The organism is Microbulbifer variabilis, assembly GCF_056232115.1.
The window spans coordinates 4,218,665-4,238,869 of the sequence record NZ_CP174325.1 but is presented as its reverse complement, the minus strand read 5'-3'; the positions used below and the strand labels follow the sequence as shown (position 1 = coordinate 4,238,869).

Annotated in this window: 17 protein-coding genes; 7 read left to right on the top strand and 10 right to left on the bottom strand. The window is 47.9% G+C overall.

Going from position 1 to position 20,205, the window contains the following annotated elements:
• The 6 genes from prpB to ACJJI7_RS18835 all read left to right on the top strand — a co-directional run bounded on the left by prpB (position 1) and on the right by ACJJI7_RS18835 (position 9,489).
• On the top strand, positions 1-879 hold the full coding sequence (gene prpB, locus ACJJI7_RS18860; protein ID WP_282953358.1) for a methylisocitrate lyase: 879 nt from the start codon (positions 1-3) through the stop codon (positions 877-879).
• An 84-nt stretch (positions 880-963) separates the two neighbouring features.
• Entirely contained in the window at positions 964-2,091 is a 1,128-nt protein-coding gene (gene prpC / locus ACJJI7_RS18855; protein ID WP_282953359.1) for a bifunctional 2-methylcitrate synthase/citrate synthase, read from the top strand.
• A 127-nt stretch (positions 2,092-2,218) separates the two neighbouring features.
• Positions 2,219-4,816, top strand: a complete 2,598-nt coding sequence (acnD, locus tag ACJJI7_RS18850) for a Fe/S-dependent 2-methylisocitrate dehydratase AcnD (protein ID WP_282953360.1) — start codon at positions 2,219-2,221, stop codon at positions 4,814-4,816.
• A 3-nt stretch (positions 4,817-4,819) separates the two neighbouring features.
• A complete protein-coding gene (gene prpF / locus ACJJI7_RS18845; RefSeq protein WP_282953361.1) occupies positions 4,820-5,998 on the top strand; it encodes a 2-methylaconitate cis-trans isomerase PrpF in 1,179 nt (392 codons plus the stop codon).
• A 444-nt stretch (positions 5,999-6,442) separates the two neighbouring features.
• Entirely contained in the window at positions 6,443-9,070 is a 2,628-nt protein-coding gene (locus ACJJI7_RS18840) for a TonB-dependent receptor (protein WP_282953362.1), read from the top strand.
• Between the two features lie 173 nt (positions 9,071-9,243).
• Positions 9,244-9,489, top strand: a complete 246-nt coding sequence (locus ACJJI7_RS18835; protein WP_020412969.1) for a DUF2164 domain-containing protein — start codon at positions 9,244-9,246, stop codon at positions 9,487-9,489.
• 65 nt (positions 9,490-9,554) lie between these two features.
• Here ACJJI7_RS18835 and ACJJI7_RS18830 read toward each other — a convergent pair whose 3' ends face one another.
• Both ACJJI7_RS18830 and ACJJI7_RS18825 read right to left on the bottom strand, forming a co-directional pair.
• A complete protein-coding gene (locus tag ACJJI7_RS18830) occupies positions 9,555-9,938 on the bottom strand; it encodes a DMT family transporter (protein ID WP_475717144.1) in 384 nt (127 codons plus the stop codon).
• 210 nt (positions 9,939-10,148) lie between these two features.
• Entirely contained in the window at positions 10,149-11,264 is a 1,116-nt protein-coding gene (locus ACJJI7_RS18825) for an agmatine deiminase family protein (protein WP_282953363.1), read from the bottom strand.
• Positions 11,265-11,797: 533 nt separating this feature from the next.
• Between ACJJI7_RS18825 and ACJJI7_RS18820 the strand changes: the two genes are divergently transcribed.
• Positions 11,798-12,859: an FAD-dependent oxidoreductase gene (locus tag ACJJI7_RS18820; protein ID WP_444901519.1), complete on the top strand. Its 1,062-nt coding sequence runs from the start codon at positions 11,798-11,800 to the stop codon at positions 12,857-12,859.
• A 78-nt stretch (positions 12,860-12,937) separates the two neighbouring features.
• On the opposite strand, the gene ACJJI7_RS18815 is transcribed toward ACJJI7_RS18820, so the two are convergent.
• From ACJJI7_RS18815 to ACJJI7_RS18780, 8 genes are all read right to left on the bottom strand, one after another.
• The gene (locus ACJJI7_RS18815; RefSeq protein WP_020412965.1) at positions 12,938-13,255 is read right to left on the bottom strand and encodes a heavy metal-binding domain-containing protein; all 318 of its coding nucleotides are present in this window, start codon (positions 13,253-13,255) and stop codon (positions 12,938-12,940) included.
• 84 nt (positions 13,256-13,339) lie between these two features.
• Positions 13,340-13,837 carry an arsinothricin resistance N-acetyltransferase ArsN1 family B gene (locus ACJJI7_RS18810; RefSeq protein ID WP_282953367.1) on the bottom strand — a complete coding sequence of 166 codons (498 nt, stop codon included), beginning with the start codon at positions 13,835-13,837 and terminating at the stop codon, positions 13,340-13,342.
• A gap of 50 nt (positions 13,838-13,887) precedes the next feature.
• A complete protein-coding gene (locus ACJJI7_RS18805; RefSeq protein WP_282953368.1) occupies positions 13,888-14,496 on the bottom strand; it encodes a hypothetical protein in 609 nt (202 codons plus the stop codon).
• A gap of 546 nt (positions 14,497-15,042) precedes the next feature.
• The gene (locus ACJJI7_RS18800) at positions 15,043-15,501 is read right to left on the bottom strand and encodes a nuclear transport factor 2 family protein (protein ID WP_282953369.1); all 459 of its coding nucleotides are present in this window, start codon (positions 15,499-15,501) and stop codon (positions 15,043-15,045) included.
• Positions 15,502-15,705: 204 nt separating this feature from the next.
• Positions 15,706-15,981 carry a TehB family protein gene (locus ACJJI7_RS18795; protein WP_282953370.1) on the bottom strand — a complete coding sequence of 92 codons (276 nt, stop codon included), beginning with the start codon at positions 15,979-15,981 and terminating at the stop codon, positions 15,706-15,708.
• Positions 15,982-16,032: 51 nt separating this feature from the next.
• Positions 16,033-16,932 (bottom strand): alpha/beta fold hydrolase, encoded by a 900-nt coding sequence (locus ACJJI7_RS18790; RefSeq protein ID WP_353376271.1) that lies wholly within the window; start codon positions 16,930-16,932, stop codon positions 16,033-16,035.
• A 93-nt stretch (positions 16,933-17,025) separates the two neighbouring features.
• On the bottom strand, positions 17,026-19,461 hold the full coding sequence (locus ACJJI7_RS18785) for an ABC transporter permease (RefSeq protein WP_282953373.1): 2,436 nt from the start codon (positions 19,459-19,461) through the stop codon (positions 17,026-17,028).
• Positions 19,458-20,174, bottom strand: a complete 717-nt coding sequence (locus tag ACJJI7_RS18780) for an ABC transporter ATP-binding protein (RefSeq protein WP_282953374.1) — start codon at positions 20,172-20,174, stop codon at positions 19,458-19,460. Before ACJJI7_RS18780 ends, ACJJI7_RS18785 begins: the two co-directional genes overlap by 4 nt.
• Positions 20,175-20,205: the final 31 nt, after the last annotated feature.

Sequence of the window (20,205 nt, the reverse complement as noted above, 5' to 3'; positions counted from 1 at the left end):
ATGAGCAAAAAGCCTTCCGCCGGCGCGCGTTTTCGCACCGCACTTGCAGAAAATTCACCGTTACAGGTAGTCGGTACCATTAATGCGTATTCCGCGATCATGGCCGAACGTATTGGCCACAAGGCAATTTACCTTTCCGGTGCAGGTGTTGCCAACGCCTCCTATGGTCTGCCCGACCTGGGTATGACGAGCCTCGACAATGTACTCGAGGATGTTCGCCGTATTACCGCTGCCAGTGACCTGCCGCTGTTGGTAGATATAGATACTGGTTGGGGCGGTGCTTTCAATATCGCTCGCACCATTAAAGAGATGATTCGTGCAGGCGCAGGTGCAGTGCATATTGAAGATCAGGTTGCACAAAAGCGTTGCGGCCATCGCCCAAATAAGGAAATCGTTTCCAAGCAGGAAATGGTGGATCGTATCAAGGCTGCAGTAGATGCCCGTACCGATGATAACTTCTTTATTATGGCCCGCACCGATGCCTTTGCTCAGGAAGGGCTGGATGCGGCCATTGAGCGTGCCCAGGCATGCATTGAGGCCGGTGCCGACGGTATCTTTGCTGAAGCAGTCACTGAATTAGAGCACTACAGAGCGTTTAAAGAGGCATTGAACGTGCCGATTTTGGCAAATATTACCGAGTTTGGTAAAACCGAACTGTATAACACCAAAGAGTTGGGTGACGCCGGTGCAGATATCGTACTGTATCCGTTGTCGGCGTTCCGCGCTATGAATCGTGCTGCGGAAAATGTGTACACCAGCATTCTGCAAAATGGCGACCAAAAAGCGGTTGTGGATACCATGCAAACCCGTGAGGAGCTGTACGACTACCTCAATTATCACGTGTTTGAGCAGAAACTCGACGAGCTGTTCAAGAAGTAACGGATTTTCGTTTCGAGTAGATACCAGCGTGGTATTTACTCAACGAATAAAGAAACTGCGTATTTAAAAAGGGGAGATAAGAAGATGGTAGAGAAAGCATTGGGTGGTGCCGGTCTGCGCGGCCAGGTTGCGGGTAAAACTGCACTGTCTACAGTGGGCAAATCCGGTTCCGGCCTAACTTACCGTGGTTACGATATCAAAGATCTGGCTGAGCACTGTCAGTTTGAAGAAGTGGCCTACCTGATTTTCTACGGAGAGTTACCTACTAGCGGTCAGCTTGCTGAGTACAAGGCGGTGTTGAAAAGCATGCGCGGCCTGCCGCAAGCGCTGAAAGAAGTTCTTGAGCGCATCCCCGCTGATGCCCACCCGATGGATGTCATGCGTACCGGTTGCTCCATGCTGGGTAACCTGGAAGTTGAAGAGTCTTTCGCGCAGCAACTGGAGAAAGCCAACCGCCTGTTGGCCGCTTTCCCATCCATTATTTGCTATTGGTACCGTTTCACCCACGACAATGTGCGTATTGAAACTGAAACCGATGATGACAGCATCGGCGGTCACTTCCTGCATATGCTGCGTGGCGAAAAACCTAACGCGCTGCATGAGCAGGTTATGAACGTTTCCCTGATCCTGTATGCAGAGCACGAGTTCAACGCATCTACTTTTACCGCACGTGTTTGTGCATCCACTCTGTCTGACCTGTTTAGCTGTATTACTGGAGCGATCGGTACCCTGCGCGGGCCCTTGCACGGTGGTGCTAATGAAGCGGCGATGGAAATGATCGAGCGTTTCTCCAGCCCGGATGAGGCAGAAAAAGAACTGCTGGGAATGCTGGAGCGTAAAGAAAAAATTATGGGCTTTGGGCACGCTATTTATCGCGAGTCCGATCCGCGCAATGTGATCATCAAGGCCTGGTCTGAAAAGCTGGCTGAAGATGTGGGTGATACTGTGCTTTACCCAGTATCAGTCCGTTGTGAAGAAGTGATGTGGCGCGAGAAAAAATTATTCTGCAATGCAGACTTCTTCCACGCTTCCGCGTATCACTTTATGGGGATTCCCACAAAGTTGTTCACACCGATTTTTGTAATGTCCCGCGTTACTGGCTGGGCTGCACATGTATTTGAACAGCGCGCTGACAATCGCATTATTCGCCCGAGTGCAGAGTACGTAGGTGTTGAGCCTCGTACAGTCACTCCAATCGCCGAGCGTGGTTAATTTTCATTTCATTATTGAAGTGAAGCACACCCAGTGTGCAGGTTTCAGGTTACCAGTGATTGGTGGCCTGAAGCCATTCTCAGAAGAGACACGATTTTAAAAAAAGATTCGACTGATTTACCTAGCTATGAATACTGATTACCGCAAATCACTGCCCGGTACCGACCTCGATTATTTCGATACCCGCGCCGCCGTTGACGCGATCCAGCCCGGAGCCTATGCCAAACTGCCGTATACCTCACGTATTCTGGCGGAAAACCTGGTGCGTCGCTGCGAGCCGGAAAAACTGTCCGACTCCCTGAAACAGATTATCGAACGCAAGCGCGAATTGGACTTCCCATGGTTTCCAGCCCGGGTTGTATGCCACGATATTCTTGGTCAAACCGCACTGGTAGACCTCGCCGGTCTGCGCGATGCCATTGCCGATAAAGGCGGTGATCCCGCCAAGGTAAATCCAGTTGTTCCCACCCAGTTGATTGTGGATCACTCCCTCGCGGTAGAGCACCCCGGATTTGAGAAGGATGCTTTTGAAAAAAACCGTGCGGTAGAAGAACGCCGCAACGAAGATCGCTTCCACTTTATCAACTGGACCAAAACCGCATTTGAAAACGTCGATGTGATTCCCCCCGGTAACGGCATCATGCACCAGATCAATCTGGAGAAAATGTCTCCGGTGGTGCAGGTGCGCGAGGGCGTAGCTTTCCCGGATACCTGTGTCGGCACTGATAGCCACACACCGATGGTAGATGCCCTGGGTGTGATTTCTGTGGGCGTTGGCGGTCTGGAAGCTGAGAGTGTGATGCTCGGCCGCGCCTCTTATATGCGTCTGCCGAATATTGTTGGGGTGGAACTCACCGGAAAGTTGCAGCCAGGTATTACCGGTACCGATTTGGTATTGGCTCTCACTGAATTCCTGCGCCGCGAGCGCGTGGTTGGTGCCTACCTGGAGTTCTACGGCGAAGGGGCTTCCAACCTGACCCTGGGCGATCGCGCCACTATTTCCAATATGACTCCGGAGTATGGCGCTACTGCGGCCATGTTCTCTATCGATGAGCAGACCATCGACTACCTCAAGCTCACCGGCCGCGATGATGAGCAGGTAGCCCTGGTAGAGAAGTTTGCCAAGGAAACGGGCCTCTGGTCCGACACCTTGAAGGATGCCGAATACGAGCGCGTGCTGGAGTTCGATCTGGACACAGTGGGTCGCAACCTTGCTGGCCCTTCCAACCCCCACGCGCTGCTGCCGGCCTCGGAACTGGCCAATCGCGGTATCGCTAAAGCCTGGGAAGAGAAAGCCGGTGAGATGCCCGATGGTGCTGTGATTATTGCCGCGATTACCAGCTGCACCAATACCAGTAACCCGCGCAATATGATTGCCGCAGGCCTGATTGCCCGCAATGCCAACAAGCTCGGTCTGACCCGCAAACCCTGGGTGAAATCCTCCCTGGCACCGGGCTCCAAAACGGTAAAAATGTATCTGGAAGAGGCCGACCTGCTACCGGATCTGGAGCAGATGGGCTTCGGCGTAGTGGCTTTCGCCTGTACCACCTGTAATGGCATGAGCGGCGCCCTGGATCCGAAAATCCAGCAGGAAGTGATCGACCGCGATCTGTATGCTACTGCAGTCCTGTCTGGCAACCGCAACTTCGACGGTCGTATTCACCCCTATGCCAAGCAGGCTTTCCTGGCTTCACCTCCGCTGGTCGTTGCCTACGCTATTGCCGGTACCATCCGTTTCGACATCGAAAAAGATGCGCTGGGATACGATGCCGATGGCAACCCGATTACCCTGAAAGACATCTGGCCCAGCGACGAAGAGATCGATGCGATCGTACGTCAGAGCGTGAAACCGCAGCAGTTCCGCGATGTGTATATTCCCATGTTTGAAGAGCGGGATGCCGCAGAAGAGCAGGGTCACGCACTCTATGACTGGCGTCCAACGAGCACCTATATTCGCCGTCCACCTTATTGGGAAGGTGCCCTGGCAGGCGAGCGCAGCTTGAAGGGCATGCGCCCGCTGGCGTTGCTGGGTGACAATATCACTACCGACCACTTGTCTCCCTCCAATGCCATTCTGGCCAGCAGTGCTGCCGGTGAATACCTGGCGAAGATGGGATTGCCGGAAGAGGACTTTAACTCCTACGCAACCCACCGTGGTGACCACCTCACTGCCCAGCGTGCAACTTTCGCCAACCCGAAGCTGCTCAACGAAATGGTACGCAATGATAAGGGCGAGATTCGCCAGGGCTCTCTGGCTCGTGTCGAGCCGGAAGGGCAGGTTACCCGTATGTGGGAGGCGATCGAGACTTATATGGATCGCAAGCAGCCGCTGATTATCATTGCAGGCGCTGATTACGGGCAGGGCTCTTCCCGTGACTGGGCTGCGAAAGGTGTGCGCCTGGCCGGCGTGGAGGCGATTGTTGCCGAAGGCTTCGAGCGTATTCACCGCACCAACCTGATTGGCATGGGCGTGTTGCCGCTGGAGTTTAAGCCGGGCACTACCCGTGAAACCCTGGGTATCGACGGTACTGAAACTTTCGATGTGGTTGGTGGGCGCACTCCCCATGCCACGCTGACCTTGCTGATCCACCGCGCCAACGGTGAGACAGTTGAGGCTCCAGTTACATGCCGCCTGGATACCGCAGAAGAGGTTTCCATTTATGAGGCTGGGGGTGTTTTGCAGCGCTTTGCTAAAGATTTCCTCGAAGCAGAAGCGACGGCCTGAGTTATGAAGTTTATTCCTCAAGTAAAAATCCCCGCGACTTATATGCGCGGGGGAACCAGCAAGGGTGTTTTCTTCCGTTTACAGGATCTACCCGAAGTTGCGCAGGTTCCAGGAGAGGCCCGTGATAATTTACTGTTGCGGGTAATCGGCAGTCCGGACCCCTACGGTAAGCAAACCGATGGTATGGGTGGCGCCACTTCGAGCACCAGCAAAACGGTGATCCTGTCTGCCTGTGATAAGCCCAATCACGATGTGAACTACCTGTTTGGCCAGGTTTCCATCGATAAGCCCATGGTCGATTGGAGCGGCAACTGCGGTAATCTCACTGCGGCTGTTGGAGCCTTTGCGATTAATAGCGGCTTTGTGGATGCTGCGCGGATTCCAGAGAATGGTATTTGTACAGTGCGCATTTGGCAGGCCAATATTGGCCAAACCATTATCGCCCATGTGCCTATTACCAATGGTGAAGTGCAGGAAACCGGGGATTTCGAGCTGGATGGCGTAACTTTCCCGGCAGCCGAAGTAGAAATTGAGTTTATGGATCCCTCGGACGGCGAGGGTGCCATGCTTCCCACCGGTAACCCCGTCGATGATCTGGACGTGCCCGGGATTGGTATGCTGAAGGCGACCATGATCAATGCCGGTATCCCCACGATCTTCGTCAATGCGGAAGACATTGGCTATAGCGGCACTGAGTTGCAGGATGCCATTAATGGCGATGGCAAGGCGCTCGCCATGTTCGAGACCATCCGCGCCTACGGTGCAGTGAAGATGGGCCTGATTTCTTCGGTGGAGGAAGCCGCGGCCCGGCAGCACACGCCGAAGATTGCCTTTGTCGCCAAGCCGCAGGGCTACATCGCCTCCAGTGGAAAAAAGGTAGCGGCGCAAGATATTGATTTGCTTGTGCGTGCGCTCTCGATGGGCAAACTGCACCATGCCATGATGGGCACGGCAGCGGTAGCTATCGGCACAGCTGCGGCTATTCCTGGTACTTTGGTGAATCTTGCCGCTGGTGGTGGTGAGCGCAGTTCCGTCTGCTTTGGCCATCCTTCAGGCACATTGCGGGTTGGAGCCCATGCGAAAGTTGTTGATGGCCAGTGGGTTGCCACCAAAGCCATTATGAGTCGCAGTGCCCGGATCCTGATGGAGGGGTGGGTAAGGGTGCCTGGCGATAGTTTCTAGGGTTAATTGGCGTTACTTTGGCGGGGGCCCTGTAAGGTTCCCGCTATTTTTCACTTCTTATCTCCTTTGCTTCTAGTTATTTAATAAGTGCTTTTTCCAATTGAATAAGCTTGCTCTGAAGCCAAGACATTTTTTTCTCTGGCTGATGTAAAAAATTTCACGGCTTTCTGTGGGAATTTGTCTCCTTAATTTATGTAAAATAAAAAAATATTTCTAGAGTCTGCTTCCATTCCTCCAAATATTTAAGTAGTTGGCTGATATCCTGGCTTAACGCAGATTGGTCCGATTTGTCCTAATCGCGATCCCTCCCGTCGTATCTTGGTTTCACAGAGCTCTCCTTTCTGAGATTTTAATCTGGTCGCCGTATAGCCGACGGCCTTTAGGGTTAGCCACGTATAACAATCAAATTTGGCTTTCCTTTTACAGCAGATTGGAGAGACATCAATGAGAATTAAAAAACCACTTACCCTTGCGATTGCAATGGCAAATGTTGCGGTAGTGTCGGCTTGGGCTCAGGAAGAAAGCCAACAGGATGATGATTGGGTACTAGAAGAAGTAACGGTTACCGCAACCAAGCGCGAAACCAACCTGATGGAAACCCCGGTAGCGATCAGTGCATTTACTCAAGAAGAGCTGGATCGACAAGGGGTAAAGAACGTAAAGGATTTGGGCAACACTATCCCCAATGTGGATATTGGCTATGATGCCTCCCAGTCCTCCCCTGTAATTTCTATGCGGGGCGTGCGCTCTACTAACACCACTGAGTTTGGTGACCCAGCTGTTGGTTTGCACTTCGATGGTATTTACTCATCACGCCCCCAGTCTGCTATGGCAATGATGTTTGACTCCGAAAGGGTTGAAGCCATGCGTGGGCCGCAGGGCACCCTTTATGGGCGTAACTCTACCGTTGGTGCCATTAATGTTATTTCAAAAAGACCGGTAATTAATGAGTTCGAAGGTTCAGTTGGAGTTGAGTTCGGTCGCTGGAATCAAGAGCTGGTAAAAGGTGTTATCAATATTCCAGTTTCAGACACCTTTGCTCTTCGTGCGTCCTTTATGGATGAGACACGGGATTCCTACCTTACCGGGTTTTATGACGTTAACCAGTGGGATAATCGCTATATTGATGCTGACTCTGTAGGTGCGGGTGTATTAGCTGATAACGCAATCACAACTTTTATTCAGGCGAATAACGCTGAAGGAGCCACAGACTATCAGCTGGTCAGGGCGGATGCTGAAGATTTTTATGGGAATGTTGATCAGCAAGCGGTGCGTATAGGTGCGTTATGGGAACCGACTGACGATATTTCTTGGTATGCCGTAGCGGAACACTATCAGGATAGTAGTGCAGGCGGCATCAACACTATCGACTGTGAAAAGGCTGAGCAGCGCGAAGATGGAACAACTTGTGAAACCTACTACGGCTCCGGTGCTGATGAGTACACCGTAGCGGTGAATGTACCAGGTGAACTTGATCTCACCATGACTTCATTCCGTTCTAACTTCCGCTGGGATCTCAGCGATACAATGGCCTTTGTGTATAACACCGGATATGCAGTTCAGGAACGAAGTAATCTGATTGATATTGATGCTGGTCGCAATACCTGGGATATGAGTATGAGCATTACAGACTCAGAAAATACCTCCTACTCCCATGAGTTGCAGCTGCAATCTACAGGTGATGGTCCCCTACAGTGGATTACAGGTTTGTTTTATTTCCATGAGACCACTGATCTGAATGGCTACTTCCTGGCCTCATTAGATAATGCCGTATTTTGGAGACAGCCAGACAGAACTGTAGAGGCCAGCGCGGTATTTGCTCAGGCTACCTATGACCTTACTGATACCCTGCACCTGACTCTTGGTGGTCGCTATACTGAAGATAAGAAGAGTGATGAAGGTGGTAATAACCTGAGCTGTACTCGTGACTGGTCCACTGGATCAGATGAAGTGTATGGTTGCTTCCCTGCCTATTTACAGGACACCTTTAATAGCTTTTCTATTAGTCACTTCGCCGATAGTTCAATTTATACAATCGATACTTACAATGATGTCAGCAAGAGCTGGGATTCATCAGACTTCCGAATTGGTCTTGATTATGACCTGACAGATGACGTCATGCTGTATGCATATGTTGCAAGTGGATTTAAATCCGGAGGTTTGGGTGACGTTGTCATCCAATATGAGCAAGACCCGGGTACGGCTGAGTACATCTACGATGATGAAGGAAATCGGGTTGTTCAACAGGTAATTGACACTAGCTATGATGAGGAGAAGGTCATTACTTGGGAGCTAGGAGCAAAAGGTACCTTCTTGGATGGACGCCTAAATCTGGCCAGTACCTTCTTTTTCTCCGACTATAAGGATATGCAGCTAGCTGCACCTGATACCGCGTACTCGTACTATGCGGTAGAGCGAGAAGGTGAGAATGCCGGTGAAATTACGACCGAGCCCGTTGTTATTTACCTTACCAAGAATGCTGCTAGCGCAGAAATTATGGGGTTAGAGTTAGAGTTTGACTGGGCTCCCTATCCGAATGGCCGAATCAGTGGTTTTGCTACCTGGATACAAACAGAAATCACCTCTGATTTTTGGAACCGCTGGAATTTCAACAACCAAGCGTTGTTTGAACTTTCGGATTATGGTTTAGCTCATGACAATACTAATGAAGGACTCTTCAGAAATTTGAAGGATAATGAGTTGCCGGTATCACCGGAGTTCAGCTTCACTATCAATTACGATCACACTTTTGAGCTGGCCCACGGCGGTGCAATTATTCCGTTTATCGGCATTCACTGGGAGGATGAGTCTTACCTGACTTATTGGAATGTTGATAAGCATGATTTCCCGGCTGGTGATACTTCGGCTTATGATGATGGCCGAGATTCTTTCTGGATGATCAATGCGTCCATCAAGTATGCAAGCCCAGATGATCAGTGGAATGTTGAAGCTTATGGTAACAATATTACCGATGAAATTGTTCCGTACTACGCAGATGGAAGTGATGGCCTGGTATCCGGTCCATTCTCCACACCTGTGAGCTACGGAGTACGTTTCAACTACAATTTTTAAGTAAAGTTCCCAATAAGGGTCACTCAAATCCGAGCAGCCTTGGGCTGCTCGGATTTTTTTCATTCTGTCTTGTATACCTATGGAAGTCATCGTAGTCTTTGTTTACTAATATATCCCAGTATATGTTTAATAGCTTTTCCGGGTAAAAATGAAGTAATGACAGGGTTATTCTTATGCCAGAAATTGTACTTGAAAAAGAACGTAAATCTGTATTGGTGGAGAAGATAAGGAAATACCTTTCTGAGGAGTTTGATCTCGAAGCTGGTGGCTTTGAGGTGGAGTTCTTGATCGATTTTCTTGCAAGGGAGATGGGGGCTGGCTTCTACAATCAAGGGCTGCATGATGCACTGGCTATTGTGTCTTCAAAACTGGAAGATATATCTGATGCAATTTATGAGATTGAGAAGCCTGTGAATTAGATCTATCACTCCTCCTGCAGTGTGGGTAAGGGGAGGGTTAAGAGGGTACAGCAGTGATCTGTAGTTCAATATTTGGGGTGCCTTTTATGCTGTCTTTTCTGCCTGAATAAATAACATAGCCAAGAAGACCAGAATAATGCTTGGAAAAAGGAACTACTGAATTCTGACATTTCCAGAAGCAGGGTTAGTGCCAGTACAAAAATCGGGTTCAAGAATCCATAAGCGGCTACCTTGGTGGGACCAATTTTTACCGTGTCGAACTGCAGCAGAAAGAAACTCATTAGTGTGGTGAATAGCGCTAAATAAAGTAAGCTGCCATTGAGTTGAAAAGATGTATTTTGCCAGTTTATGGTGCCTAAGAGGGGGAGGGTAAAAAACAATAACCAGAGTGCACCGAATAAAATTACCCAATAGGCCATGACCTCTGTAGGTTCATCAGAGTGAACCAGCTTAACCAGTGGGTTATACAGGCTAAGTGAAATTGCACCTGATAAGAAGATCCAGCTCGCCCCCGGTTTAGGTCCAGTGTTAATGCAGCCATATTTCTCTTGAAGCCTATCCAGGCTGCACCCAGGGTTCCCAGAAATAACCCAATAATTTTCTGGGTACTTATGGAAAGTTTTGCAAGTGATGCAGAAAATTTTTAAAGAAAAGCAGAATCAAACAATAATCTCTTGCTGTGTAGAACAGTGGACGCTGCCTCCACCTGAAGCAATTCCATCAATTGCTATTTGCTCAATTATATGATTGGGGAAGGCGCTTTGCAAAACAGCTCTGGCTTTCTCATCTGCATTTCTATCGCCAAATTTTTGAGCAATTATTGCGCCGTTACAAACATAGTAACCAATATAGCCTGCGGCAAAGTCTTTAGTACCAAATCTCTCATTAATAATTTCTGGTGTATCCAGGACGTGTAGGTTTAGCGGATTTCCATTTGCGTCGACACTATTGCTTAATGTGTTGATATTTTCGCGAGTAACCTCATAGTCATAGGAGGATTGATAATTATCCCTGCTGACTATAACTTCCCCAGGTTTGATAAAACGTGCGTAAAAATCGGTATGGCCGTCTGTGATATCCATTCCCTTAATGCCTTTGAGCCAAATAATTTTACGTAATCCGAGCAGTGCCTTGAGTTCCTTTTCAATATCTATTTTTGACCATCCTGGATTACGGTTTTTATTGAGGATGCAGCTCTCAGTCATAATCGCTGTGCCATTTCCATCAACTTCAAAGCACCCACCCTCTAGTACAATGTTGGCTCTCTCATGGATTGCTCCAGATGTATTGGCAATATACCTGGCGACTTGTTTGTCTAACGAGTGTTCCTGTTTGTTGCCCCAACCATTGAAATTGAAATTCAGTGCAATTTTCTCCCCATAGGTGGATCTTACAAAGATAGGGGCCGTGTCACGAAGCCATAGATCATCGACTTCAAAAGTATGAAGCTCGATTTTAAAATTTGAATTATCTATATCCAGTAACTCTTCTGCTTCATGTAAATTTTTTCTGCTCACCAGGAGAGATACGGGCTCATATTTGGCAATTGTATTTGCAATTAATGCCAGATTCCTTTTTACCTCAGGAATTTGCTTATGTGACCAAATATAATCATTGGCAACAAAAGCCATCCATGTTCTCTTGTGTTGATCGCTTTCATCTGGCATGTGCAGCGAGCTGAAGGTTAAGTCCTGCATGGCTAATGATTTTTTTGCGAATAGCGGGGCTGCAAGTAAAAGGCTGCTAATCTTAATAAATAGTCTTCGGTCAATCATGGTGGTTTTCTGTTTTTTCAGATTGTTGCTTTTTTGCAGTTTTATGAAGTTGAGTTTAATATTCTTTTGCGTCTTAGGCTACATATTTATGTGATATTTCTGTGGAAAGTGATGGTTTAAGGGGCTTGCTGATTCTTTCTTTTTAGGTGGATTTGCTGCATCTAGCTGCATCTAAGGGGAGGGTTTATCCTGTGGGTTGGCGGTCTATATCTTTATAATTTTTTTATTAATTTAAGATATAATTAATCAAATATTAAAATGAATAAATAATTTATTCCTGCAGTGCTCGGTTCGTATTAGTCGCTACATATCACGGGGTGGTTATGATAATGTCCAGGATTTAGTAGCTAAAGCTTCCTGATTTCAGCACTCTTTTTAGTTGTAAGGGGGCATAATTACTCCTTTCATTGATGAAGTGTGCCCTTTGTATCGATAACCACCTGAGCTTTATGTATAGGGGTGAAACCGAGAGTTCATGTTTATACTTTACGCAGATAGCAGTGGCCTGATAGTGAAGTTATTCGAGGTGGCTTGTGAAAGTATTGGTTGTTGGGGCGGGACCTACTGGTCTTACCGCTGCCATTGAGCTTACCCGCCTTGGTTTGTCACCAAGGATTATTGACCGTCGGGACAGCGCATCCACTCTAAGTAGGGCTGTGGGTATTACTTCCCGCAGTCTTGAATTGCTTTCGAAGTCAGGCGTTTCAGAGAAATTGATAGCTGAAGGTATTGCTGTTCAAGCTGCCTGTATCTATCTGGATACGCGACTAGCGCTTGAATTCCCCCTTCACTCCGATCGCACCTATTTCCCCACTATTCTCGGATTGCCTCAAGACAGGACCGAATCCCTTATGGCCCAGGTACTATCAGGTATGGGTGTTGAGGTCGAATATCAGAAAGAGCTTACATTTCTTACTGAATCTGAAGGCGGAGTGGTAGCCCAGTTTAATGCGGGTGAGGAGGCGCGTTTCGATCTTGTGATTGGAGCGGATGGTATCCACAGCACTGTTCGTGAGGCTGCAGGTATTAATTATCCTGGGTTTGACCTGGAGGAAGAATGGTCGATTGCCGATGTCGATACCGATGGTTGGCCCCCAAAAAGAAAGTTCACATTGGTAAAAATGGAGTCCGGAGTGGTAGCTGTTGCAGTGCCTTTAGGGGAGGGGCGCCATCGTTTGGTGGCAAGCTGTGACGATGCCATAGGGGCTTTCCCAATGGCATTGGATATCAAGAGGGTTCGTCGTCAGGGAACCTTTAATATTTCTGTTCGCCAGGCTGAGACCTACTCGAAAGGCAGAATACATCTTGCTGGAGATGCCGCCCACTGTCATTCTCCTGTAGGCGGCCGCGGTATGAACTTGGGGATTGCCGATGCTGCTGAGCTAGCAGCGCGGGTTGTAGCAGGGCGGCTCACTGGGTACTCAGAATTGCGTCACAGGGAGGACAAGAAGGTTATTGACATTACCGAGCATGGCCGCAAAATAGTCACTGGGCAATCCCTTAAGGCAAGATTTGAATTCAGGGCCCTTATAGCTGCCGCTAACTCTTTGCCGGCGGTGCGGAGAAAGTTGGGGCAGTTTGCGGTAGAGCTTTAGTCGTGTAAATAAGTAGCAGCTTCTAGCTTGGGTTAAGTCTATACAGGGAAATTGTTCAAATTTTTTGATGCCAACAGCCTATCTTTTTAACTTAACTGCTGTACCAAAAACCAGGATCTCTGAGGAGCCGTCCATAATAGCACTTGTAGTAAAGCGAATACCCACTACGGCGTCAGCACCTTTCTGTGTTGCGCTATCGCTCAGTCTTTGAAAAGCTTTTTTTCTCGCTTCGGTCAGCATTTCGGTATAGCCGCGGATCTCTCCACCGACAATACTCTTGATCCCTGCCATTAAGTCACGACCGATATGTTTTGACTGAACAACATTACCTGTGACGATATCCAGCACCTCTGAGATCTCCTTCCCTGGTACTGTTTCCGTAGTTGAAAAAATCATTTGACTTCCTTCTTATGGCGAAATCTAGTGTAAAAGTATATATCTAATACGTGGTTATCGTAATCGAATGGTTATATATCTTAATTATTTTCCTGAGGAAAGTAAGCATTGCCAATAACCAACATCCACCCACTGCCCAAACTTGTATCCCACTTCCTTAAAATGAGCGACTTTCTTCATGCCAAATTTCTCATGAAGTGCGATGCTACTTGCATTGGGTAGTGCTATACCGCAGATAACTGCATGAACATCAAGCTGTATCAACTGCTTTAATAATTCTGCGTAAAGCTTCGAACCCCAGCCTTTGGATATTGAATTTGTATCTAAATATACGGTAGCTTCTACTGAGTGCTGATATGCACAGCGCCCCTTCCATTTACTGGCATAACAATAGCCAACTATGCGACCTTCATATTCTGCGACAAGCCAGGGGAGTTTGTTTCTGGAGCATTCTTCGATCCTGTTGGTGATAATTTCAGTTGAAACAGGCTCGGTCTCAAAAGTAATAAAAGTACTTTCTATATAGTAATTGTAGATTTCAGCAATCTCTGCGGAGTCTAAAGTAGTAACTAGTCTTATCATGCTTATTCTTAGTTCTTCCCTTGTCGTAATAAGAAAAATGGTCAGCTTAATTAATGCTTGCCTTCCTTGGTGTTGTTCAGTGATTTCTCTAAAGCCTTCGATTCTTCTATTACTCGAACTGACCAGTCTATTCGTTGCTGATCAGAGATTATATCAGGATCTATATCATACAGGCTCCAGTTTCCCGATGGGTCTTTCACAAACTGGGTGCCATACCATTGTGGTTGGTTTAGGTTCATCATTAATCGATCCCATGTAGCTGCTTTTAACCAATTTGCCTTGCTTTTGTCCTCAGCAAGGGTGGCTGCTATGGTGGTAAGTGCGTGAGCGAGCCTAATATCTTCCGCATTATTGCCATGCTGGAAAATAAGTGCTGCATGGTAGAAGTCTTTTGAAGTCTTAATTCGGCCCTCTGCTAGCATCTTTAGTACTTTTTCACGTCGATTCTTGTCTTTATGATTAAGTACATTCCAGTCGATTTCGTCGTGTGAAAGCTTGCGTGCAATCTGATCCTGGTTAAATAAACGGGTTAGATGCTCATTTTCCTGTAGGTGTCGGCTCTCAGATGCCTTATCTATACCTGTTCCGTGATCTGCAAGCGAATCATGAACTGTAATACAGCAAGTATAAATTAGAATTTTAATCAGGGTCTTTTTCATGCAATTACTTTTGTGCTGTTAATGGTGAAGTATGGGGCTGATAGCCCCATACTACTTCTTTATATCGCTATCGTAGGATAAATGTTAGGTATCCAGCTCTTATATGCCAGTTTATAGAGTCAGAAATAAGCTTTTGCTTGTTCTTATTTTCATTATTTTCAGGTTGCGTGTATAGAGATTGGGTATTACCTGGCTGAGGATCATTTGAGTAGCTAAGTTGATACATGTTTAGATCCCCTGGCCACAATTCATTATTCAGGGTGTCTTCCTGGTGTGCGCACCCAACGAGAGCAATAAGTAGAAATGCTGATGATATGAATCTCTTTGTCATCTTGGTATTCTGCTTAAGCATTATGTGACCTCGGATATCTTAATTTACCAGCTGTAGTTAAAATGCTCCAGGGTCCAAACCAGCAAGTAGTGATTTTAAACTGATAGTTTTCTGAGAGGCAGGAAGTTGTGATTTTCTGTCTTGGGCTTGAGTGCATTTGGAAATCACATGATATACAGAAGTGTCCATTTGCTTTAGGCCCGTATTGCCCCAGTTTATTTCTTGCTTACATGTCTATTGTTGTCATGGTATTGCCAGAGAACGTTGATTATCTTCCATTCGTCTCTATCATTTTTATATAAGTGCATGTAGTCAATCCACTCATCTACAGATAATTTTACTGATGCAGCTCGATTATCAATATCAAGGATATCTATATCAATTCTAGGGGAAGGTGGAAACTTATCTCCATCCTTATTGTAGTTTTCGGCTATCCAAAGCATGGTTTCATAATCTGTCTCCATTATGAACTCTGAACCATCCTTAGTTTTCCAATAGGTTCTTTTGGCTAATTTTTTATCTAAACCCCTACCCATTAATTTGGGCTTAACCTGGTGTTGTGATTCAATATAGTCGAGTACAGCCCTCTCTATGCTTTTCTTATCATCTGGTGAATTTGCAGTTACAGCATTGACGATCAGGAAAGATAAAGTGAGCAATGTAATCCGATACATAAATACTCCCTTGGATTTTTTGAGGTTTATTTTATATTCTGGTTGAGAATATCTGTCTAACTATCCACGTTACTTATCATTGAAGTTGATCTTGTCCTTTTATATAGGTGGCTGAAATGTATCCTGTGTCTATCTGCCTTCTTTGACTTGAGGAAGCAGGGCTGTACCAGATCTATCTATCAAGATGGCTGGATTGGATGATTTTTATCGATAGAACTCAACATAAAATTTTACGTTCCCTAGCGGTTTTATGTGGTGCCTTATAGTTGGTTCTACTACGCCAAATTTTTTAGGACTCAACTCAACAATCTCCACTTCAGGCTCTTGAATCGTATATTCTAGTGATCCGGAGAGGATTACAATTTTCCCCCATACTCCCTCCTTGGTATTGTGATCTTTCAGTAGTCCTGGAGGGATGTCTTTTTCAGTGAATTCAGGGGTTTTCTTATAGGGGGTTATACCTGGGGGCAACTCTTTCATTGACGGCAACCTTTTATTGTTTGGATAGAATTTTGGCAATCTAGCCTTTGGTTATAGGCTGATTGGAGCCACTTTTTTTGAATGGTTCTCAATAAACCCTAGGTAGGTTGATGCGAGAAGTTCTGGTGCTTCCCACTGCGGATAGTGTCCCACCTTTGCCAGTTCTACGATGCCAGCTGGCCGCTCTATCAGTTCGCGGAACCGGGCTACCATATGTGCGCCTGAAACCGGGTCATATGAGCCATTTATGAGCTGGAGTGGGCCAGGGTACTGGTTTAGGGCATCCAGCCATCGCTGGCGGTATTCGAGTCGTTCTTGCATGTAATTTATCAGTTTGTGGAAACGGTATTTGCCGCCGTTGTACTGGATAATTTGCCAGAGTTCACGCAATTCGGTCTCTGTGGGCTTGGTGGCAGGTCCAAACAGCACCTTGAAGCTGCGGCAGAATTGACGATAGTTCACTAGCAAGTTGATCAGGGGGCCGATGGGGGAAATCAGTAACTTCTGGATGGGTCGTGCTTTGTGCGTTTCAGGAAAGAGACCACCATTCAGTAAGCACGTAGAACGGAAAAGCTTCTTTTCCCGGCTATTGTCTCTAGCGAGCAGTTCCTGGGCAACGGTATCGCCGTAGTCGTGTGCCAATAGATGTAATGAAGTGATTTCTAGGCGATGTAGAAGCTCTTCTTGTAAGTCGGCTTGCTCATGGATGCTATACCGGTGTTGTTTTGGTTTGTCAGAATACCCAAAGCCCAGCATATCCATGGCAATACACCGGAAATTTTCCGTAAGTTGTGGCCAAACTTTATGCCAGTCATAGCTACTTGTTGGGAAGCCGTGAACCATCAATAGTATTGGCTTCTGAAGGTTATTTGGATCGCTGTCGATATAGAATAACCGGTGATTTTGGTAGCTGAAGTATTGGCCACTTGATAACCACTGTTGAGGCTGCATTGGTTCTTCCATTTCTTATCGTTGTATTCGCAGCAAAGATTGCATGAAGCGAGTACAATCTCAAGCAGTGTCGGATATTGGCGTAAAGAGTAACTACCCTGTGCCACGCAGGGCGTAAATTGCGGGCTTGTTGATTATCTTCCATACTGAAAGCAGGGTCACCGAGGCGGTTAGGCCGATAATAAGCAATGGTGGTAGCAGCCAGCCCCATAGGCTGGTTTCAATACTGAACTCGCTTTGCTCAAGCCAAAGCGCCAGAGGGACTAGGACCAAAGTCGCTACAGCGATACCGATAACGACGGGAATCAGGCTATCGATCAGGGTGTGATAGAAAATCGTCGCTGGGCGGGCGCCGATTGCCATGCGCACGCCAAGCTCAGTACGCCGCAGTTGTACACTGTAACTGAGCACTCCAAAGATACCGATGGCAGCGAGGCTAAGTGCCAGTAATGTCAGGGCGGTGGTTACCCAAACTGAGACCCGGTCATTGCTTAGGAGTAGGTCTCGCGCCTGCTCCAGGGTGAATAGCTCAGAAACTTTGTACTGCCTGTTTACTTCGGCAAACTCCCGATTAATCTCTGTGGTGCTGAGCGGTTGGTGAGGCTTATGTCTAAGTACGAGTAGGGGATAGCTCACGTTGATACCGCGCACAAATAAGCGGGCGGGTTCCTTTTTGCCGGGCAGGCTTGCGTTGCGTACTACACCGACCACTTGGTAGGGCAAGTCACCTCGCCAGTAGTAGCGATTGCCTAATACTTCTCCATCCGGCTCCAGTTGCTTGGCCAGGGTTTCGTTGACGAGCATCATGTGATTGTTATCGGAAAACTCAGCCGCATTGATATGGCGGCCAGCTACCAGTGGCATACGCAAAATGGAAAGGTAGTTTTCGTCGACAACTGTGGTCTTGGCCATCACCGGGTTTTGTCGGCTGGCATCATGACTCAGGGATGTGGTCCAAAGTGGCCGGCTGATAGAGATAGGAGTGTTTAGGCTCAGGCTGGCATTTTGTACTTTAGGGTGCTCCAGCAATCTCTGCCTGATGGCCTTCAGGTAACTCTCCCGTTCGGCAGTGGGGGCGCTCCTAAGATTGCCGATATTCAGAGTCATCACTTGAACGTTGTCCAAGGGGAAGCCAAAGGGCTGGTTAATCAGTCGGTTAGCTTGCAGGAAAATCTGCAAGCTGGCGACGATAAGCAAACTGGTCATCGCCACTTGGCTGCTGATAAGGACTTTGCGGATCAGTGGTGAAATTTGTACACCGGAGCCTTTGCCGCTGCTCTGCAACATTTGATTCAGTGCGCGGTAATTAACCTGTCGACTGACTATGGCTGAGAAGAACAGGGCGAGAAGTGAGGCACACAACAGTGCAAAAACCAGTGTCTGCCAGTTTAAGGTGAGCTCTTGAATGCGAGGAATCTGTTCCGTAGCCATCACCTTTAATACTTCCGTCGATCCCAGGGCTAAAAGTAGAGAAAGTAATGCAGCCCCTAACATAAGTAGGCCGATTTCACATAGCAGGGCCAAAAAGATATGTTTTTTGTGTGCGCCCAACGCGACCTGTATCGCCATATTGCGTTGTTGTTTGGCTGCGCGAGAAAGAATCAGGTTGGTAACATTGGCGCAAGCAATTAACAGAAGTACCAGTGTGCCGCCCATAATCATTAGGGTTCGCGTGGCGCTGTCACCAAGGATTTTATTGGCGAAGGGGGTGAGTCGGTATTCAACGGACCTTTCTACCGAAGAGGATCTCCCGGCTAGGGCCGCTTGATACTGGGCATCCATTAATGTGCTCAATTCATGCCCCGCACTGGCGGGGTCAATGCCCGGCTTCAGCTTTCCTGTGAGCATGCGGAAAGGCAGGAAGCCTCTCCAATTATTTCTGCGCTCTACTTGTGTATCGTTAAAGTCCCAGGGCAGCCAGACCGCCGTTTGCCGGCCCTGCTTATAGATTTGGGGTTCAATGAAGTCTTTGGCGGTGACGCCGACAATGCGAAAGTCCACCTCCCCAAATTGCAGGCTTTGCTCCAAGACATTTGGGTTGCGCCGGAACATCTGCTCCCAGGTTTGATAGCTGATAACCGCCACGGGAACTCGGCTGTCGAGCCCTTCATCGGCATTGAATTGTCTGCCCAGGGCCAGGGGTGCTCCAGCCAGCTGGAGATATTCCGGAGAGACATAGGAAACATTAATCCGTGGTGATCCGGATAAATTGCGAACCACATCTTCCCAGAAGTACACCAGGGCGCTGGACTCGAAGAAACTATCGTTCTTATAGATTTCAACCAGGGCAGGGTATTGGCTGTTGTTTTCCAGCCGCAGCTGCTTGTTCTGGTAGAGATTACCATTCACGACATACAGCCGATCTTCGTCCGGGTAGGGTAGGGGTGCGGCTAACAGTTGGTAGTTGAGATTAAATAGTGTTACCAGGGCGCCGAGAGTGATACCCAGGGTCAGAATAATAGTGGTGGCGTAGCTCCGCGCCCGATTGAGGGACTGGAGGGCAATGGACAGGTCCTTTGTGGTGATCATAGGGCCATCTCATGGGGCTCTAGTATGGGCTGCGGCGTTGAGATTTTTCCATCCAGCAGATGCAATTGACGGCTGGCCATATCTGCATAGCGAGGGTCATGGGTCACCATGCACAGGGTGGTACCTTCATTGTTGAGCTGCCGCAGCATTTTCATTACCGCATCGCCATTGTGGGAATCCAGGTTGCCGGTGGGCTCGTCTACCAGCAGCAGGGACGGATTGCCAACTAGCGCCCGGGCTATGGCGATTCGCTGCTGTTGGCCACCGGACAACTGGTTAGGTTTGTGAGAGGCCCGGTGACTCATCCCCACCTTCTCCAGGCAGTGTTTCACTTTTTTGTCGGCTTCAGACTTGGAAATCGGATTGCGTCGGTATCGCAGGGGCAGGGCGATATTGTCGTAGACAGAGAGTTCGTCAATCAGGTTAAAGGACTGGAAGATAAAGCCTACTTTCTCGTTACGAATTGTTGCCGCCTCACTTAGCGTCAATTGAGCGACTTCAGTGCCTTCAATCTCATAGCTGCCGCTGGTGGGGAGGTCCAGCAGGCCGAGAATCGAGAGAAGTGTGGATTTACCGCAACCCGAGGGGCCGCAGATAGAAACAAATTCCCCCGAGTAAATACTCAGGTCAACGCCCCGCAGGGCGTGAGTTTCCATTTCTTCGGTGCTGAACACCTTAGTGATCCCGGCCATATGAAGGATTGGCTTGGACATAGCGAACTCCCTGTTCTCGCTTTGGGTTTCA

Coding starts and splice junctions, on each gene's coding strand:
- prpB (WP_282953358.1), top strand. CDS start 1: ATGAGCAAAAAGCCTTCCGCCGGCGCGCGTTTTCGCACCGCACTTGCA.
- prpC (WP_282953359.1), top strand. CDS start 964: ATGGTAGAGAAAGCATTGGGTGGTGCCGGTCTGCGCGGCCAGGTTGCG.
- acnD (WP_282953360.1), top strand. CDS start 2,219: ATGAATACTGATTACCGCAAATCACTGCCCGGTACCGACCTCGATTAT.
- prpF (WP_282953361.1), top strand. CDS start 4,820: ATGAAGTTTATTCCTCAAGTAAAAATCCCCGCGACTTATATGCGCGGG.
- ACJJI7_RS18840 (WP_282953362.1), top strand. CDS start 6,443: ATGAGAATTAAAAAACCACTTACCCTTGCGATTGCAATGGCAAATGTT.
- ACJJI7_RS18835 (WP_020412969.1), top strand. CDS start 9,244: ATGCCAGAAATTGTACTTGAAAAAGAACGTAAATCTGTATTGGTGGAG.
- ACJJI7_RS18825 (WP_282953363.1), bottom strand. CDS start 11,264: ATGATTGACCGAAGACTATTTATTAAGATTAGCAGCCTTTTACTTGCA.
- ACJJI7_RS18815 (WP_020412965.1), bottom strand. CDS start 13,255: ATGATTTTTTCAACTACGGAAACAGTACCAGGGAAGGAGATCTCAGAG.
- ACJJI7_RS18810 (WP_282953367.1), bottom strand. CDS start 13,837: ATGATAAGACTAGTTACTACTTTAGACTCCGCAGAGATTGCTGAAATC.
- ACJJI7_RS18805 (WP_282953368.1), bottom strand. CDS start 14,496: ATGAAAAAGACCCTGATTAAAATTCTAATTTATACTTGCTGTATTACA.
- ACJJI7_RS18800 (WP_282953369.1), bottom strand. CDS start 15,501: ATGTATCGGATTACATTGCTCACTTTATCTTTCCTGATCGTCAATGCT.
- ACJJI7_RS18795 (WP_282953370.1), bottom strand. CDS start 15,981: ATGAAAGAGTTGCCCCCAGGTATAACCCCCTATAAGAAAACCCCTGAA.
- ACJJI7_RS18790 (WP_353376271.1), bottom strand. CDS start 16,932: ATGCAGCCTCAACAGTGGTTATCAAGTGGCCAATACTTCAGCTACCAA.
- ACJJI7_RS18785 (WP_282953373.1), bottom strand. CDS start 19,461: ATGATCACCACAAAGGACCTGTCCATTGCCCTCCAGTCCCTCAATCGG.
- ACJJI7_RS18780 (WP_282953374.1), bottom strand. CDS start 20,174: ATGTCCAAGCCAATCCTTCATATGGCCGGGATCACTAAGGTGTTCAGC.